Origin of the sequence: Streptomyces sp. NBC_00654 (assembly GCF_026341775.1) — a bacterium.
Classification (GTDB): domain Bacteria; phylum Actinomycetota; class Actinomycetes; order Streptomycetales; family Streptomycetaceae; genus Streptomyces.
On sequence record NZ_JAPEOB010000004.1, the window covers coordinates 296,145 to 314,504 of the forward strand.

The window sequence follows — 18,360 nt, forward strand, 5'->3', positions numbered from 1 at the left end:
GCTTGGCCTCACGATCGACCGCGTCCGGTGCGACTGGACATGTTGTCCGGGCTCGCCCGTCAGGCGGATGATTCTTCTGTGCGGCACGTTCCGCATTCGACGTCGACCTCCTCGACCTGGATCAGGGCGAGTTTGAGGAATTCACGGCTGAGTTCGACGACCAACGTCAAGCCCATAGCTGATTAAGGGAGACATTGATGGCCCAGTCGCGGATCGAGGACATCTGGCCGCTTTCGCCACTGCAGGCTGGGTTGCTCTTCCACGCGGTTTACGACGGCGAAGGGCCCGACGTCTACGTAGGCCATTGGATCCTGGACCTGGACGGGCCGGTGGACGCGGCCAGGCTGCGCGCGGCATGGGAGGCGCTGCTGACCCGGCACGCTCCGCTTCGGGCCTGCTTTCGGCAGCGTAAATCGGGCGAGACCGTGCAGATCGTCCTCAAAGAGGTGGAGCTTCCGTGGCGAGAGGTCGACGTTTCCCACCTCGATGACCCCGACGAGGCCGTGCGCGAGCTGGCCGAGGAGGATCGGACGACGCGATTCGACCTCGCGCAGGCGCCGTTGCTGCGGCTGACCCTGATCCGCCTCGGCGACCGTACGCATCGACTGGTGATGACCTGCCATCACACGATCACGGACGGCTGGTCGTTGCCGGTCATGGTCAACGAGCTGTCGAAGCTGTACCCGGCCGGCGGCGACCCGCTGGCCCTGCCCGCGGTGACGTCATATCGGGACTACCTCGCGTGGCTGAGCAGGCAGGACAAGGAGCGGGCCCTGTCGGCATGGGCGGCGCAGCTGCGTGGTGCCGAGGAGCCGACGCTGGTGGCGCCCGCCGATCCGGGGCGAGCGCCCGGCGTGCCGGACAGCGTCGAGATCGAGCTGCCCGCGACCCTCACGCGCTCGCTGGACGAGCTGGCTCGTGGCCATGGGCTGACGCTGAACACCGTGGTGCAAGGCGCGTGGGCCATGGTGCTGGCGCGACTGGCGGGCCGGACGGACGTGGTGTTCGGGGCGGCGGTATCGGCGCGCCCGCCGGATCTGCCCGGCGTGGAGGAGATGGTGGGGCTATTCCTCAACACCGTTCCGGTGCGCGTGCGGCTCCGCGGCTCGACGCCGGTGATGGAGCTGCTGGCGGAATTGCAGAAACGGCAGTCGGCGCTCATACCTGACCAGTTCGTGGGGTTGGTGGACATACAGCAGGCGGTCGGCCCCGGCGCGGTCTTCGATACCCTGCTCGTCTTCGAGAAGTTCCCCAACAAGCCCGCCGAATCGGACTCCGAGGGAAACTTTGGCATTCGAATAAATCAGGGCCGGGCAGCCGCCCACTACCCGCTGACGCTGGTTTGTGTCCCCGGCGAATCGATGCTCCTCAAACTCGACTATCTGACGGAGCTCTTCGATCGGGCCACAGCATTCTCCATCGTTGAGCGACTGAAGGAGGTTCTGCGTCAGCTGACGGGCGCGGGCGACCTGACGGTGGCCGAGGTCGATGTGACGACCGCGGCCGAGCGTGAGGTGGTCAATGAATGGGGTGCGACAGCCGCCATGATGCCGGGCCGGCCGGCCCCGGATCTGTTCGACCGTCAGGTGGAGCGCCACCGCGACAGGGCGGCGGTCGTCGATGGCGATCGGGCGATGTCGTTCGGGGAACTGGCCGAACACGCGGAGCGGCTCGCCGGCTATCTGCGCAGCAGGGGAGTTCGGCGCGGGGATCGGGTGGCCGTGGTGATGGGCCGGTCGCCCGAGCTGATCGCGACGTTGCTCGCGGTGTGGAAGGCGGGAGCGGCGTACGTCCCCGTGGATCCCGCCTATCCGGCGGAACGCCTGAAGTTCATGCTCGCGGATGCGGAGCCGGCGGCAGTGCTGTGCGCAGAGGCGTACCGAGATGTCGTGCTGGACGGAGGGCTCGAGCCGATCGTCCTGGACGATGCCCGGACGCGGAAGGCGGTGGCGGAGTGCCCCCGTCTGTCCGTTGGCGTACACGCTGACGACCTCGCGTACGTGATGTACACGTCGGGGTCGACGGGAACACCGAAGGGCGTCGTGGTGACGCACGGCAACGTCGCGGCGCTGGTCGGGGAGCCGGGATGGGCCATCGGCCCCGATGACGCCGTGCTGATGCATGCCTCGCACGCGTTCGACATATCCCTGTTCGAGCTGTGGGTGCCGCTGCTTTCGGGTGCCAGGGTGGTGCTGGCCGGATCGGGTGCGGTGGACGGCGAGGCTCTGGCCGGCTATGTGGCCGACGGTGTCACGGTCGCCCACCTGACCGCGGGGACCTTCCGGGTGGTGGCCGAGGAGTCACCGGAGTCGCTCGCCGGTCTGCGCGAGGTGCTGACCGGTGGGGACGCGGTGCCGCCCGCGGCGGTGGAGCGGGTGCGGCGCAGCAGTCCTGGCGTGCGCGTGCGGCATCTCTACGGCCCGACGGAGGCCACGCTGTGTGCGACGTGGTGGCTGCTCGAACCCGGCGACACGACGGGATCAGTGCTGCCGATCGGACGACCGCTCCCGGGGCGGCGAACATACGTCCTCGATGCGTTCCTGCGCCCTGTGCCTCCAGGCGTGGTGGGCGAGCTGTATGTCGCTGGAGCCGGTGTGGCACAGGGCTACCTCGGTCGTGCGGCACTGACGGCGGAGCGGTTCGTGGCCGATCCGTTCGTTCCCGGTGACGCGGCGGCGCACAGCGCCTCCGCGGGGGGCGGTGGCCGGGCGACGGGCGAGCGCATGTACCGGACCGGCGACCTGGCGTACTGGACGGACCAGGGTGCGCTGGCGTTCGCCGGACGTGCCGATGACCAGGTCAAGATCCGCGGGTATCGAGTGGAGCCCGGCGAGATCGAGGTGGTCCTCGCCGGCCTGCCCGGTGTGGGCCAGGCCGTCGTGTCCGTACGGGACGAGCAGCAGCTGATCGGCTATGCGGTCGCCGAAGCGGGGCACGACGTCGACCCGGTGCGGCTGCGCGAGCAGCTCGCCGAGTCGCTGCCCGAATTCATGGTTCCGGCCGCGGTGCTGGTGCTGGACCAGCTGCCGTTGACGGTCAACGGAAAGGTGGACCGGCAGGCCCTGCCCGAACCGGACTTCGCCGCGAAGGCGGTCAGCCGCGAGCCGGACACGGAGGCCGAGCGCATCCTGTGCGGAGTGTTCGCCGAAGTCCTCGGCCTGGAACGGGTCGGGGTCGAGGGCAACTTCTTCGAGCTGGGCGGGGACTCGATCTCGTCGATGCAGGTGGCCGCCCGTGCGCGACGCGAGGGGATCTTCCTCACCCCGCGGCAGATATTCGAGCACCGGACCCCGGAGCGACTTGCGGCACTGACACAAGAGGCCCTGACGACACGCATACGGGACCGCTCCGAGGCGGGCACAGGCGTGGGAGAAATCCCCTGGGCGCCGGTGATGCGTGCCCTCGGGGATGCTGCGGTGCGCCCTGACTTCGTGCAGGCGAAAGTCGTCGTCACCCCGGCAGACCTGAGTCCGGATGCCCTGGTGATCGCCCTGCAAGCGGTGCTGGATGTGCACGATCTGCTGCGGGCACGGGTGGAGCCGGACGGACGGCTGTTCGTGGCCGAGCGCGGCGCGGTGGACGCGGCCGGCCTGGTCACGCGGGTGCCGGCCGGGACCGCGGACCTCGATGAGCTCGCCGAGCACGAAGCCAGGACGGCGGCCGGCACGCTGAACCCGTCGGCGGGAATCATGGTGCGGGCCGTGTGGGTCGACGCCGGAAGCGACCGGCCGGGCCGGTTGGCTTTGGTGGTGCACCATCTGTCGGTCGACGCGGTCTCATGGGGAATCCTGGTGCCGGATCTGCGATCGGCGTACGACGCGGTGATCTCCGGCGGGCTCCCTGCCCTTGAGCCCGCGACGACGTCGTACCGGCACTGGGCGCGGCGGCTGACCGAGCAGGCCTTCAGCGAGAGCACGATCGCTGAGGTCGATCACTGGGTCGCCGTACTGGATGGTGCGGATTCGTCCCTCGAAAGGCGGACCGGGCAGTCGCACTCGTGGTCATGGACGCTGTCCGGAACCACGGCGCGCAGTCTGGTGTCCCGGCTTCCGGGGGTTTTCCACTGCGGGATTCACGAAGTCCTGCTGGCGGGCCTCGGGGGTGCGGTGGCGCGCCGGGGCGGTGCCGGCGCCGGGATTCTGGTGGACGTGGAAGGCCATGGTCGCCATGCCGCCGACGGTGAGGATCTGTTGCGCACCGTGGGCTGGTTCACCAGCGTCCACCCGGTCCGCCTCGATGTCTCCGATGTCGACCTTGCCGCCGCCGCAGCGGGGAACGCCGCGGCCGGGCAGTTGCTGAAGGCCGTGAAGGAACAGGCCCGCGCCGTCCCCGGCGATGGCCTCGGCTACGGGCTGTTGCGCTATCTCAACCCCGATACCGGGGCCAGGCTGGCCGGGTTGCCGTCCCCGCAGATCGGATTCAACTACCTCGGCCGGTCCAGCCTCGCCGCCGAGGCCACCGCGTGGCAGGGGAGCGAAGAGTCGCTCGGCGGCGGTCCGGAGATGGTCGCGGCCCACCCGATGGAGGTCGCTGCGGACGTTCAGGACACGCCCGCCGGACCCCGGCTGAGGCTGTCCATCGAAGGCAGGGATCTCGACCCCGCCACGGTGGAGCGGCTCGGCGAGGCATGGCTGGAGATGCTGACCGGCTTCGCGGCGCTGGCCGAGGATCCCGACGCCGGCGGGCACACCCCGTCCGACTTCGACCTCGTCGAGCTGACGCAGCGGGACGTGGCGGATCTGGAGGCCGCGGCGCCAGGGCTGACGGACGTCTGGTCCCTGTCACCGCTGCAGGAAGGCATGCTCTTCGAGCGGGCCATCGACGAGGACGGCGTCGACGTCTACCAGAGTCAGCGGATCCTGGACCTCGACGGACCGGTCGACGCGCAACGGCTGCGTGCGGCGTGGCAACGGCTGGTCGCCCGGCACGAGTCGCTCCAGACGAGCTTCCACCAGCTCGGATCCGGCGAAACGGTGCAGGTCGTCGAGGGCGAGGTCGATGTCCCATGGCGTGAGGCCGATCTGTCGCACCTCGATGAGGCGGCCGCGACGGCGGAGGTCGAGCGCCTGCTCGCGCGGGATCAGGCGGAGCGGTTCGATGTGACCAGGGCACCGCTGCTCCGGCTGTTGCTGATCCGTCTCGGTCGGAGCAGGCACCGGCTCGTCGTGACGTCGCATCATGTTGTCCTGGACGGCTGGTCCACACCGATCGTCCTGGGTGAGATGTCGACGGGTTACGCGGGTGGACAGGGCTCGTCGAAGCCACCGTCCTATCGGGACTACCTGGCGTGGCTCCGCCGTCAGGACGAGGAGGCGACACGAGCGGCGTGGCTGTCCGAGCTCGCCGGGGCGGACGAACCGACCCTGATGGACGCCGACGCGGACAAGTCGATGGTCATGCCGGACGGGCATGCCGAATGGCTGCCCGAGGGGGCGACGCAGGCCCTCACCGACTTCGCACGTGGCCATGGACTGACGTTGAGCACGATCGTGCAGGGCGCATGGGCGTTGGTGCTGGCGCGGCTGGCGGGCCGGACGGACGTGGTGTTCGGGTCCGTGGTGTCGGGGCGTCCCGCGGATGTGCCGGATGTCGAGCGGATGGTGGGGATGTTCATCAACACCGTCCCGGTGCGTGTGCGCCTCGAAGGCGGCCGGCCGATGCTGGACATGTTGCAGGACTTGCAGAGGCGCCAGGCGGCGTTGACGGAGCATCAGTACCTGGGACTGTCCAAAATCCAGCGGCTGGTGGGGACGGGCGCGATCTTCGACAGCATCGTGATGGTCGTGAACTACCCGGACGACGACGCCGGTCCCGGCGGCGACGGTGGTTTTGCGATCAGCTCGATCCGCACCCGGACCGGTACCGGTTATCCGCTGACCATGAGCGTCTCTCCCGGGAACCGCTTGCGGATCGACGTGGCCTACCGGCCCGATCGGATCGACCGCGAAACGGCCGCTGAGGTTGCCGGGCAGGTCGTGCGGGTCATTGAACGGATAGTGGCGGAGCCCTCGCTTCCGGTGGGCCGCCTGGCCGTGACGGACGAATCGACGCGTGCGTCGGTGGTGGAGCACGGGAGCTCGACCGGCGAAGCGGACGGCAGCCGGTCGGTGCTGTCGCTGTTCCGGCGGCAGGCCGACAGGTCCCCGGACGCGGTGGCGGTCATGGACGGGGGACGCACCCTGTCGTACGCCGAACTCGACCGGACATCCGATGGGTTGGCAGGGCACCTCGCCGGGATGGGCGTGCGGCGTGGCGACCGTGTCGGCGTGGTGATGGAACGCGGCGCGGACCTGTTCGTCGCCCTGCTCGCGGTCTGGAAGGCGGGGGCCGCGCAGGTGCCGGTGAATGTGGACTACCCCGCGGAACGGATCGACCGGATGCTGGCCGATGCCGGCGCACGGGTGGCGGTCTGCGTGGGAGCGACCCGCAACGCGGTGCCGGACGGGGTCGAGCCGGTGGTCATGGACGCACCGGCGATCGGGGGAGTGCCGCACGAGGCGCCGGCACTCACGGTCGGGGTGCACGACGTGGCCTATGTGATGTACACGTCGGGATCGACCGGGGTCCCGAAGGGCGTCGCGGTGCCGCACGGGAGCGTGGCGGCACTGGCGAGCGACGCCGGCTGGTCGCAGGGCCCGGACGACTGCGTGCTGCTGCACGCGTCGCACGCGTTCGACGCGTCCTTGGTGGAGATCTGGGTGCCACTGGTCAACGGGGCCCGCGTGCTGGTCGCGGAACCGGGCGCGGTCGACGCGCAGCAGCTGCGCGAGGCGATCGAGCGTGGCGTCACCACCGCCCATCTGACGGCCGGGAGCTTCCGGGTGGTGGCCGAGGAATCGCCGGAGTCCTTCCGCGGGCTGCGCGAGATCCTGACCGGCGGTGACGCGGTACCACTCGCGTCCGTCGCGCGGGTGCGCCGGGCGTGCCCGGAGGTTCGAGTCCGGCAGCTCTACGGCCCCACCGAGATCACCCTCTGCGCCACGTGGCACCTCCTCGAACCGGGGGACGAAACGGGCGACACCTTGCCGATCGGCCGACCGCTGGCCGGACGGCAGGCCTACGTGCTCGACGCGTTCCTCCAGCCGGTGGCGCCCAACGTGACCGGCGAGCTCTACCTCGCGGGCGCCGGCCTCGCGCACGGCTATCTGGGCGCGAGCGGGCCGACCTCGGAGCGGTTCGTCGCCGATCCGTTCGCTCCCGGCGACGCGGCGGCGCGAAGCGCCTCCGTACGTGGTGGTCGGGCGACGGGCGGGCGGATGTACCGCACCGGCGACCTGGTGCGCTGGACGGACCGCGGTGAGCTGCTGTTCGTCGGCAGGGCCGACTCCCAGGTGAAGATCCGGGGCTACCGCGTGGAGCCCGGGGAGATCGAGACGGCCCTGGCCGAGGTTCCGCAGGTCGCGCAGGCGATCGTGGTGGTGCGGGAGGACCAGCCCGGCGAGAAGCGGCTGATCGCGTATGTGACCACGGAAGGGGATCCGGGACCGGATTCCGACGCGATCCGCGAGCAGCTCGCGGCGCGGCTGCCGGAGTTCATGGTGCCCGCGGTGGTGGTGCTGGACGGCTTCCCGCTGACGCTCAACGGAAAGATCGACCGTGCGGCCCTGCCGGCTCCGGAGTTCACCGCGAGGGCGGCAGGCCGCGAGCCGCGTACCGAGGCCGAGCGCGTGTTGTGCGACCTGTTCGCCGAGATACTCGGGCTGGACCGGGTCGGCGCCGACGACGGCTTCTTCGAGCTGGGCGGCGACTCGATCCTGTCGATGCGATTGGCCGCCCGCGCGCGTCGCGAGGATCTCGTCTTCGGGGCGAAGCAGGTCTTCGAGCAGAAGACGCCCGCGAGGATCGCGGCGGTCGCCGAGCGTGGCGGACCGGCGCGGGCCGACGTCGCCGACGGCGTCGGCGAGGTCCCGTGGACGCCAGTGGTGCGGGCACTGCTCGAACGCGATCCCCGCGCGATGACCCGACGCGCACCGGCGCAGTGGGTGACCGTGGGCGCGCCCGACGACCTGTCCGTGGACGTGCTGGCGGCCGGACTGGCCGCGGTGATCGACACCCATGACATGCTGCGCAGCCGGATCGTCGAGACCGACGGAGAGCAGCCCCGGCTGGTCGTGGCCGACCGGGCAGCGGTATCCGCGGCGACGCTGGTCGAGCGGGTCGAGGCCGGTGCCGGTGACGTGGACAGGATCGCGGAGCGCTGCGCCGACGAGACGGCCGCCCGGCTGGATCCCGCCGCCGGCGTGATGATCAGGGCGGTGTGGGTGGACGCCGGACCCGGCCGCCTCGGACGGCTCGTGGTGGTGGCGCACCACCTCCTGGCCGACGTCGTGTCGTGGCGAGTCCTGCTGCCGGACCTGCAGGTGGCATGTGCGGCCGTGGCCGCGGGCCGGGAACCGGCGCTCGATCCGGTCGACGTCTCGTACCGGCGTTGGGCGCGAACACTGGCCGATCAGGCGGCGATCCGGACGGCGGAGCTGGAGACGTGGACGGCGATCCTCGACGGAGCGCAGTCGCGGCCGGGCGAGTTCGATCCCACGCGCGACACGATGTCGACCGCGGGACGCAGGTCCTGGAGGTTGCCGCGGGACAAGGCCGGCGTGCTCGTGGCGAAGGCAACCTCGGCCTTCCACTGTGGTGTTCACGAGGTGTTGCTGGCCACCCTGGCGGGCGCGGTGGCCCGATGGCGCGGCGACACGGCCGTCGTGGTGGACGTCGAGGGTCACGGCCGCCAGCCCATCGGTGACCTGGACCTGTCCCGGACGGTCGGCTGGTTCACCGACATCCATCCGCTCCGGCTGGATGTGGCCGGGATCGACACGGCCGAAGCCGTCTCGGGTGGCGACGCGGCAGGCCGGCTGCTGAAGAGCGTCAAGGAGAACGTGCGAGCCGTGCCCGACGGCGGGCTCGGCTACGGGATGCTGCGTTACCTCAACGCCGAGACCGGGCCGGCCCTGGCGGCACTGCCGAAGCCGGAGATCGGGTTCAACTACCTCGGCCGCTTTTCGTCCCGGCCCGACGGTGCCGCGGAGCCCTGGCAGATGGTGGGGACCATCGGCGGTACGACGGACCAGGACACGGCCTTGCGGCACGTCCTGGAGATCGACGCGGTCGTGCTGGACGCCGACGACGGACCCGAGCTCGAGCTGACCGTGACCTGGGCCGGGCGCATACTCGGCGAGGCCGAGGCGGAGTCGCTCGGGCAGGGCTGGCTGGACATGCTGTCCGGCCTCGCCGCCCACGTCGACGCCGGCGGCGTCGGGGGGCACACGCCGTCCGACTTCCCGCTCACCGCGCTGACGCAGCGGGATGTGGCGGAGGTCGAGGCCGCCGTACCGGGCTTGGTCGACATCTGGCCGCTGTCTCCGCTCCAGGAGGGCCTGCTGTTCCACGCCGCCGACGAGCGCGGCCCGGACGTCTACGCGAGTATGCGTACCCTCGTCATCGAGGGACCGCTGGACGTCGCCCGCTTCCGCAGGGCGTGGCAGGTGCTGCTGGATCGGCATCCCGCCCTGCGGGCGAGTTTTCATCAGCTCGGGTCCAGTGCGACGGTGCAGGCGGTCGCCGGCGAGGTGACGCTGCCCTGGCAGGAGACCGATCTGTCCCATCTGCCCGAGGACGAGGCGCTGGCGGAAGTCGACCGTCTCGCGGCGGAGCTGCATGCCGAGCGGTTCGACCTGACCCGGGCGCCGCAGCTGCGTCTGCACCTGCTGCGTCTCGGTGACCGCCGGCACCGGCTCGTCTTCACGTCGCATCACATTGCGGCGGACGGATGGTCCCTGCCGCTCATCACCGGTGAGGTACTGGCGGCGTACTACGCCGGCGGTGAGGGCCGGGCGTTGCCGACCCCGACGTCGTACCGCGACTATCTCGCCTGGACCGTTCACCAGGACAAGGCAGTTGCCCGGGAGGCGTGGCGGGCCGAACTCGCGGGGCTCGACGAGGCGACCCACGTCGTGCCACCGGAGACGATCATCGCGCCCGTCGAGCCCGACCGGGTCGGGTTCGCACTCGACGACGATCTGAGCCGGCGCCTGGTGAAGTTCACCCGCCAGCACGGTGTGACGGCGAACACACTCTTCCAAGGGGTCTGGGCACTGCTGCTGGCCCGGCTGACCAGTCGTCAGGACGTGGTCTTCGGCGCCGCGGTGGCCGGACGTCCGCCCGAGATCCCCGGTGTCGAGTCCGCGGTCGGCCTGTTCATGAACATGCTGCCCGTCCGGGCCCACCTGGCCGGCGCCGAACCATTCCTCGACATGCTGGCGGACCTGCAGGAACGGCAGGTCGCGTTGATACCGCATCAGCACGTCGGGCTGACCGAGATCAAACAGCATGCCGGGCCCGGCGCGGCATTCGACACGATCGTGGTGTTCGAGAACTACCCGCCCCCGCCGCCTGTGTCCGACGAACCCGACGCACTCGTCATGCGTCCCGCGGGAATTCCGAACGACACCGGGCACTATCCACTGTCCATGCGCGCATCCGTAGCGGGTCCCGTCCACGGCGAAGTCATCTTCCGCCCGGACGCGTTCGAGCGGACCCAGGTCGAGGAGCTTCTCGCGTCGCTCCTCCGGGCTCTCGAGCAGGTCGTGGCCGATCCCCGGACGCCGGTGGGACGGGTCGGCCTGATCGGACCTGAGCAACGCCGCCTGGTGGTGGACGAGTGGAACAGGACCGACGAGCCGGTTGCGGCGGAGACACTGCCGGTGCTGTTCCGCAGGCAGGCCGAGCAGACGCCGGACGCGCCGGCGGTGCAGGACGCGGCGCGGAGCCTGTCGTACAGCGAGTTGCTCGGCGAGGTGGAAGCGCTGGCGCGACTGCTCGTGGGCTCGGGCGTGCGGCGTGAGGCCCGGGTGGGAGTACTGGTCGAGCGCTCGGCCGAGCTGGCGGTGACCCTGATGGGGGTGTTGTTCGCCGGCGGGGCGTTCGTGCCGGTCGATCCGGACTATCCCCGTGAGCGCATCGAGTTCATCCTGGCGAACTCGGCGCCGGAGGTGCTGGTGTGCACGAGCACGACTCGCGCGGTCGTGCCTGCGGAGTTCGCGGGCCGGGTGCTGGTGCTGGATGAGCTGCCCGCCGCCGATCCGGGTGTGGAGTTGTCGCCGGTGGCACCCGAAGACGCGGCGTACGTGATCTACACGTCGGGGTCGACAGGGGTGCCCAAGGGCGTCCTGGTGGCCCACTCCGGACTCGTCAATCTGGGGTACGCGCACATCGAGCGGATGGCCGTGACGTCGTCCTCGCGTGTCCTGCAGTTGTCCGCGATCGGATTCGACGCCATCGTCTCCGAGCTCTACATGGTTCTGCTGGCCGGCGCGACGTTGGTCCTGCCGGACGCGGCGAGCATGCCGCCCCGGGTGACACTGGGCGACGCGATCCGCAGGGCGGGTATCACCCACCTGACCGTGTCGCCGAGCGTGCTGGCGAGCGAGGACGACCTGCCGGACACCCTGCAGACAGTGCTGACGGGCGGCGAGGCACTGCCGGCCGCGCTGGTGGACCGCTGGTCGCCGGGCCGTCGGGTGATCCAGGCCTACGGGCCGACCGAGACGACCATCTGCTCGACGATGAGTGCCCCGTTGGCTCCAGGACACGATGTGGTCCCGCTCGGCGGCCCGATCCACAACGTGCGGCACTACGTGCTCGACGCCTTCCTCCAGCCGGTACCGCCGGGGGTGGTCGGCGAGCTCTACATCACTGGCGTCGGACTGGCTCGTGGATACCTCGGGCGCCCTGGCCTGACGGCGGAGCGGTTCGTCGCGAGTCCGTTCGCCCCCGGTGAGCGGATGTACCGCTCCGGCGACCTGTTCCGCTGGAGCCGGGAGGGCCAGCTGCTCTTTGCGGGCCGGGTCGACGCGCAGGTCAAGGTGCGCGGATACCGGGTCGAGCCGGCTGAGATCGAGGCCGTGCTCGCGGAGCATCCGGGGGTCGGCCAGGTCGCGGTCGCGGTCCGCAGGGACGGCCCTGGCGACAAGCAGCTAATGGCGTATGTCGTGCCGTCGGCCGACGCTTCCGGCGAGAACGGCACGCTGACCTCCGCGCTGCGCGAGCTGGCGGCCGAACGCCTGCCGGAGTACATGATGCCCGCGGCATTCGTGTCGCTGGAGCACATGCCACTCACCCCGAACGGCAAGCTCGATCACCGGGCGCTGCTGACCCTCGACTTCGCCGGGATGTCTTCCGGGCGGGAGCCGCGCACAGCGATGGAGGCGAGGCTGTGCGAACTGTTCGCGGAGGTACTCGGCCTGGACCGGGTGGGTGCCGACGACAGCTTCTTCGAACTCGGCGGCGATTCGATCATGTCGATGCAGCTCTCGGCCCGAGCCCGCCGGAAGGGGCTGGAACTGGCCGCGTGGCAGGTGTTCGAGGAAAGGACGCCGGAACGGCTGTCGGTGCTTGTCGCGGAACTCCCCGCCGACGGCGATGCCACCGAGGCGCCGGAGTCCTCGGCGGGCACGCTCGTCGATCTCTCATCCGACCAGATGGACCAACTCGAGGCCGGACTGGCCGATGAACAAGCGCTGTAAGGAGCAGACCGTGACAGTTGACGGTACCCGCCCGAGGCCTCGCTCCAGCGTGGAGGATGTCTGGCCCCTCTCGCCGCTGCAAGAAGGGATGCTGTATCACACCGCGCTTGACCACGATGGTCCTGACGCCTACACCGTGCAGACCGTCTACGGCATCGACGGCCCGCTGGACGCTGCCCGGCTGAGGGCGTCGTGGCAGGCCGTCGTGGACCGGCATGCCGCGCTGCGGGCATGTTTCCGCTATGTCAGCGGCGCGCAGATGGTGCAGGTCATCGCGCGGGACGCCGAGATCCCCTGGCGCGAGACGGATCTTTCCGGGCTGCCGGACGACGTCGCCGACAGCGAGGTGGACCGGCTGGCGGCGGACGAGGTGGCCGAGCGGCTGAACATCGAGACGGCGCCGCTGATGAAACTGCACCTGATCCGGCTCGGCCCGGAGCGCCACCGGCTCGTGCACACCCTTCACCACGTGCTGGTGGACGGCTGGTCGATGCCGGTCATCCACCGCGAACTGGCCGCGATCTACGCGGCGGACGGGGAGGCATCCGGACTCCCGCCCGCCGGGTCCTACCGGGACTATCTCGCGTGGCTGGGCCGGCAGGACAAGGAAGCGGCCAGGGCAGCCTGGCGGAAGGAGCTCGCGGGGCTGGACACGCCCACCACGGTCGCCCCGGCCGATCCGACCCGCGTGCCGGACATCGACACGGTGGTGCTCGAGCTGTCCACGGAACTGACGGAAGGTCTGGCCGGACTGGCGCGCCGTCACGACCTCACCCTGAACAGCATCGTGCAGGGTGCGTGGGCCGTCGTGCTGTCGCAACTGGCCGGCCGTACCGACGTGGTGTTCGGCGCGACCGCCTCGGGGCGGCCCGGCGACCTCGCCGGTGTGGAGTCGATGGTCGGCCAGCTGCTCAACACCCTGCCGGTGCGGGTCCGGCTCGACGGCGGGCGGCGGGCCGTCGAGCTGTTCGCCGAGCTGCAGCGCGGCCAGTCGGCGCTCATGCCCCACCACCATGTCGGCCTGCAGGACGTGCAGGCCGTCGCCGGCCCCGGAGCGGTCTTCGACACGCTCATCATCTACGAGAACTTCCCTCGCAAGGGACTCGGCCGGGCGCCGGACGAGGGCCTGACCCTGCGCCCGCTGAAGCGGGGGCGCAACTCCTCGCACTACCCGTTCACCCTGATCACCGGACCCGGCGAACAGATGCCGCTCATCCTCGACTACGACCGGGGCCTGTTCGACCAAGCGGTCGCCGAATCGGTCGTGGGCGCGCTGGCCCGCGTGCTGGAGCGGCTGGTCGCCGAGCCCGATGTGCTGGTCGGCCGCCTGACGCTGCTGAGCGAGGCCGAGCGCGCCCTGGTGGTGGACGAATGGAACGCGACCGAGGGCCCGGTGCCGGGGGAATCCATGGTCGGGATGTTCGCGCGGCGGGTGGCCGCGGCGCCGGACGCGGTGGCGATCACCGACGCCGGCGGCGCGGATCTGACCTACGCCGAGGTCGACCGGGCTTCGAACCGGCTGGCCGGCTACCTCGCCGGTCGTGGCGTCGGCCGCGGCGACCGGGTCGGGGTGGCCATGGACAGGTCGCCGGACCTGCTGATCGCGTTCCTGGCGATATGGAAGACAGGTGCGGCGTACGTCCCGGTGGACGTCGAGTACCCGGCCGAGCGGATCGCGTTCATTCTCGACGACTCCGCGGTCTCCACCGTCCTGTGCACGGAGGCGACCAGCGGAGTCGCGCCGAAGGACGCGATCGTCCTCGACGCGCCTCGGACGCGGGCGGCCGTCGACGGCTGCGCCGCCACGGCGCCGGAGAGCCGGCCGAGCGCCGACGACCTGGCGTACGTGATGTACACCTCCGGATCCACCGGCCTCCCGAAGGGCGTAGGCATCCCCCACGGGGGCGTGGCCGGCCTGGCCGGTGACGCGGGCTGGCAGATCGGTCCGGGCGACGGCGTGCTGATGCACGCGACGCACGTCTTCGACCCCTCGCTGTACGCGATGTGGGTGCCGCTCGCCATGGGCGGCCGCGTCCTGCTCACCGAGCCGGGTGTGCTGGACGCGGCCGGGGTACGCCAGGCCGTCGAACGCGGCGCGACCGCCGTCCACCTCACCGCCGGTACCTTCCGCGCCCTGGCGGAGACGTCTCCGGAGTGTTTCGCGGGTCTGGTCGAGATCGGGACCGGCGGGGACGTGGTCCCCGCGCAGTCGGTGCAGAACCTGCGGCGGGCCCAGCCCGGCCTGCGGGTGCGGAACACCTACGGACCGACCGAGACCACCCTGTGCGCGACGTGGAAGCCGATCGAGCCCGGCGAGGAGCTCGGGTGGGAGCTGCCGGTCGGCCGTCCCATGGCCAACCGCAAGGTCTACATCCTCGATGCCTTCCTGCGCCCGGTCGCGCCGGGAGTGGCCGGCGAGCTGTACATCGCCGGCACGGGGCTGGCCCGCGGGTACCTCACCAGCACGGGCCTGACGGCCGAGCGGTTCGTGGCGTGCCCGTTCCTCGCCGGTGAACGGATGTACCGCACCGGCGACCTGGCGCGCTGGAACAAGGACGGCGAGGTGGTGTTCCTCGGCCGAGCCGACGACCAGGTGAAGATCCGCGGCTACCGGGTGGAGCTGGGCGAGGTGGAGGCCGTGCTGGCGGCCCAGCCCGGGGTGGTCGAGGCAGTTGTCATGGCGCGGGAGGACCAGCCGGGCGAGAAGCGTCTGGTGGGCTACTTCGTCTCCGACGGCAGTGATGCGGGGCCGGAACAGATCCGGCGTCACATGGCCCTGGTCCTGCCCGCGTACATGGTGCCGATGGCGGTTGTCGCCCTGCCCGGCCTGCCGGTCACCGCCCACGGCAAGGTGGACCGCCGGGCCCTGCCCGCCCTGGATCTCGCGGGACACGCGTCGGAGAAGGTGCCGGAGAGCGAGACCGAGAAGGTGCTGTGCGCGCTGTTCTCCGAGATCCTCGGCGTCGACCACGTGGGTGGCGACGACACCTTCCACGACCTCGGCGGGAGTTCGGCGCTGGCCATGCGGCTGATCGCGCGGATCCGTGAGGAACTCGGCGCGGATCTGCCCATCCGGCAGCTGTTCTCCTCGCCGACACCCGCGGGTCTGGCGAGGGTGCTTGCCGCGAAGTCACGCCCCGCACTGGAAGCCGCCCAGCGGCCGGACCGGGTGCCGGTCACCACCCGGCAGCTGCGCGCCCGGCTGCTGGCCGAGCCCGGGAAGGAGACGGCCGGCCTGCACGCGTCGGTCGCACTGCGCCTGCGCGGCCGGTTGGACGTGCCCGCGCTGGCGGCGGCGCTCGGCGACGTCGCGGCCCGGCACGAAATCTTCCGTACGACCTTCCCCGGCGACGCACAGAGTGTCCACCAGCACATTCAAGACGCCCTGGCGGTCGAGCTGACTCCCGTCCCGGCCACCGAGGAGGACCTTCCCGGGCTGCTCGCCGAGCGGCGCGAGTCGGCGTTCGACCTCACCAAGGACGTGCCGTGGCGATGTGAGCTCTTCGGACTCGCGGAGAAGGAGCACGTGCTGCACCTGCAGGTGCATCGGATCCTCGCCGACGACGACTCGCTGGACGTGTTCTTCCGCGACCTGGCGGCCGCATACGGCGCGCGGCGCGAGGGCCGGGTCCCGGAGCGCGCGCCCCTGGCCGTGCAGTTCGCCGACTACGCGATCTGGGAGCAGCGACTGCTCGCGGACGAGAACGAGCCGGGCAGCCTGCCCAACGAGCAGATTGCCTTCTGGCGGGACAACCTGGCCGGCATCGACGGAGAGACGGCGCTGCCGTTCGACCGCCTGCGGTCGGCTGTCGCGTCGCGTCGGGCCGGTACGGTCGAGCTGCGGCTGGACGCGGGCCCGTACGCCCGGTTGATGGACGCAGCGGAGTCGGCCGGCGCGGACGCGTTCCAGGTGGTGCACGCCGCGCTCGCCATGCTGCTGACGAAACTGGGCGCGGGCCACGACCTGGTGATCGGCACGACGCTGCCCCGGGACGAGGACCTCATCGACCTCGAGCCGATGATCGGGCCGTTCGCCCGGCCGGTCGCCCTGCGCACGGAAGTCTCCGGCGACCCGACCTTCCTGGAAGTCGTCACCCGCGTGCAGGAAGCGGTCCAGGCCGCGCAGGAGCACCTGGACGTGCCCTTCGAGCGGCTCGCCGAGCTGCTCGACCTGCCCGCCTCGCTCTCCCGCCACCCCGTGTTCCAGGTGGGGCTGGAGGTGTTGGAGGAAGGGCTCGGCACCTGGGACGCGATGGAACTGCCGGGCCTGCGCACCGATGTCGAACCCGGCGGGGCCGAAGCCATGGAGCTGGATCTCGCGTTCAAGCTCACCGACCGCCTCGACGACGACGAGGAGGACTGCATCGAAGGCATCCTCCGCTATGCCACCGACCTGTTCGACCGGGACACGGCCGAGTCGGTGGCCCGGCGGCTGGTCCGCGTCCTGGAACAGGTGGCGGAGGATCCCCGGCGGCGGATCAGCGACCTGGACATCTTCCTGGACGACTTCGAACGCAGCCGTCCGGTCATCGCACCGGCACGGTGGGCCGGGGCCGTGCCCCCGGCGCTCGCCGACCTGGCCGAGGACGGTCCGCCCGGTGCGCTCCTGCTCGACGACCAGCTGTGCCCGGTCACTCCCGGGGCCGTGGGCAATCTCTACGTCACCGGGCCCGCAGTGGACGCGGGCAAGGCCGGTCGGTCGACCGTGCCCTGCCCGTTCGGGACTCCGGGACATCAGATGCTGCGCACGGGCCTGCTCGCCCGGAAGACCTCGGCCAAAACCCTGGTCGTCGTGGGCGAGCGGCGGCGCTCGACCCCTTCGGTGAAGACGGGTGACTACGAGATCCTGCTGCCGCTGCAAGTCGGCGGTGACCGCCCGCCACTGTTCTGCCTCCACGCGAGCGGCGGTCTGAGCTGGAACTATCAGCCGTTGCTGCGGCATCTTCCCGCGAATCAGCCGGTCTACGGAGTGCAGGCACGCGGCTTGGCCCGTACCGAACCCCTGCCCGGCAGCGTCGAGGAGATGGCGGCCGACTACCTCGAGCACATCCGGGCTGTGCAGCCGACCGGGCCGTACCACCTCCTCGGCTGGTCCCTCGGCGGGCGGATCGCGCAGGCGATGGTCGCGTTGCTCGAGGCGGAAGGGGAGGAGGTCGGCCTGCTCGCCCTGCTCGACGCCTATCCCGTCTACATGGGACGGAACGCGACCGGCACGGTGAGCGAAGAAGCCATGCGCGACGAGGAGGCCCTGCAGAAGCGCAAGGAGCAGGACCTGGAACTCGCCGGTGGACTGGTCCAGGGGCCCGGCACCAGGAAGCGCCTCGAGGCGGTGATGCGAAACCTCTGGGAGGTCGGGCCGCGGCATATCGCCTCGCCCTTCGCCGGCGACATCCTGCTCTTCATCGCCTCGATGGAACGGCCGGCGCATCTGCCCGTACCGGAGGCGATAGCCAGCTGGAAGGACTTCACCAGCGGAACCATCGAGCCCCACGAGATCCCGTCCAACCACTACGACTTGGTGCAACCAGCGGCGCTGGCCCAGATTGGTGCCATCGTCGCCGAGAAGCTCCATTCCCGGCCGAAGAGCGAAAGGACAGAACGATGACCAACCCGTTCGACGACGACGGATCCTTTTTCGTGCTGGTCAACGATGAGGGCCAGCATTCCCTCTGGCCGACCTTCGCGGAAGTGCCCGCCGGATGGTCCCGTGTCCACGGTGAGGCCACCCGTCAGGAGTGCCTCGACTACGTCGAGGAGAACTGGAAGGACCTCCGGCCGAAGAGCCTCATCCAGGAAGCCGGCGTCTGAGGCGAAGGCGTCCAGCTGCTCGATGTGG

At 70.7% G+C, this 18,360-nt stretch carries 3 protein-coding genes; all 3 read left to right on the top strand.

The features are described from left to right. Positions 1-197 precede the first annotated feature (197 nt). From OHA98_RS39500 to OHA98_RS39510, 3 genes are read left to right on the top strand one after another with little or no spacing between them, the layout of a single operon-like run. Positions 198-12,524 carry a non-ribosomal peptide synthetase gene (locus OHA98_RS39500; RefSeq protein WP_266932987.1) on the top strand — a complete coding sequence of 4,109 codons (12,327 nt, stop codon included), beginning with the start codon at positions 198-200 and terminating at the stop codon, positions 12,522-12,524. Beyond that, positions 12,508-18,129 carry a non-ribosomal peptide synthetase gene (locus OHA98_RS39505; RefSeq protein WP_266932988.1) on the top strand — a complete coding sequence of 1,874 codons (5,622 nt, stop codon included), beginning with the start codon at positions 12,508-12,510 and terminating at the stop codon, positions 18,127-18,129. Before OHA98_RS39500 ends, OHA98_RS39505 begins: the two co-directional genes overlap by 17 nt. Continuing rightward, complete coding sequence (locus OHA98_RS39510; RefSeq protein ID WP_266932989.1) at positions 18,126-18,332, top strand: MbtH family protein; 207 nt, start codon at positions 18,126-18,128, stop codon at positions 18,330-18,332. The genes OHA98_RS39505 and OHA98_RS39510 overlap by 4 nt, the downstream gene beginning before the upstream one ends. Positions 18,333-18,360: the final 28 nt, after the last annotated feature.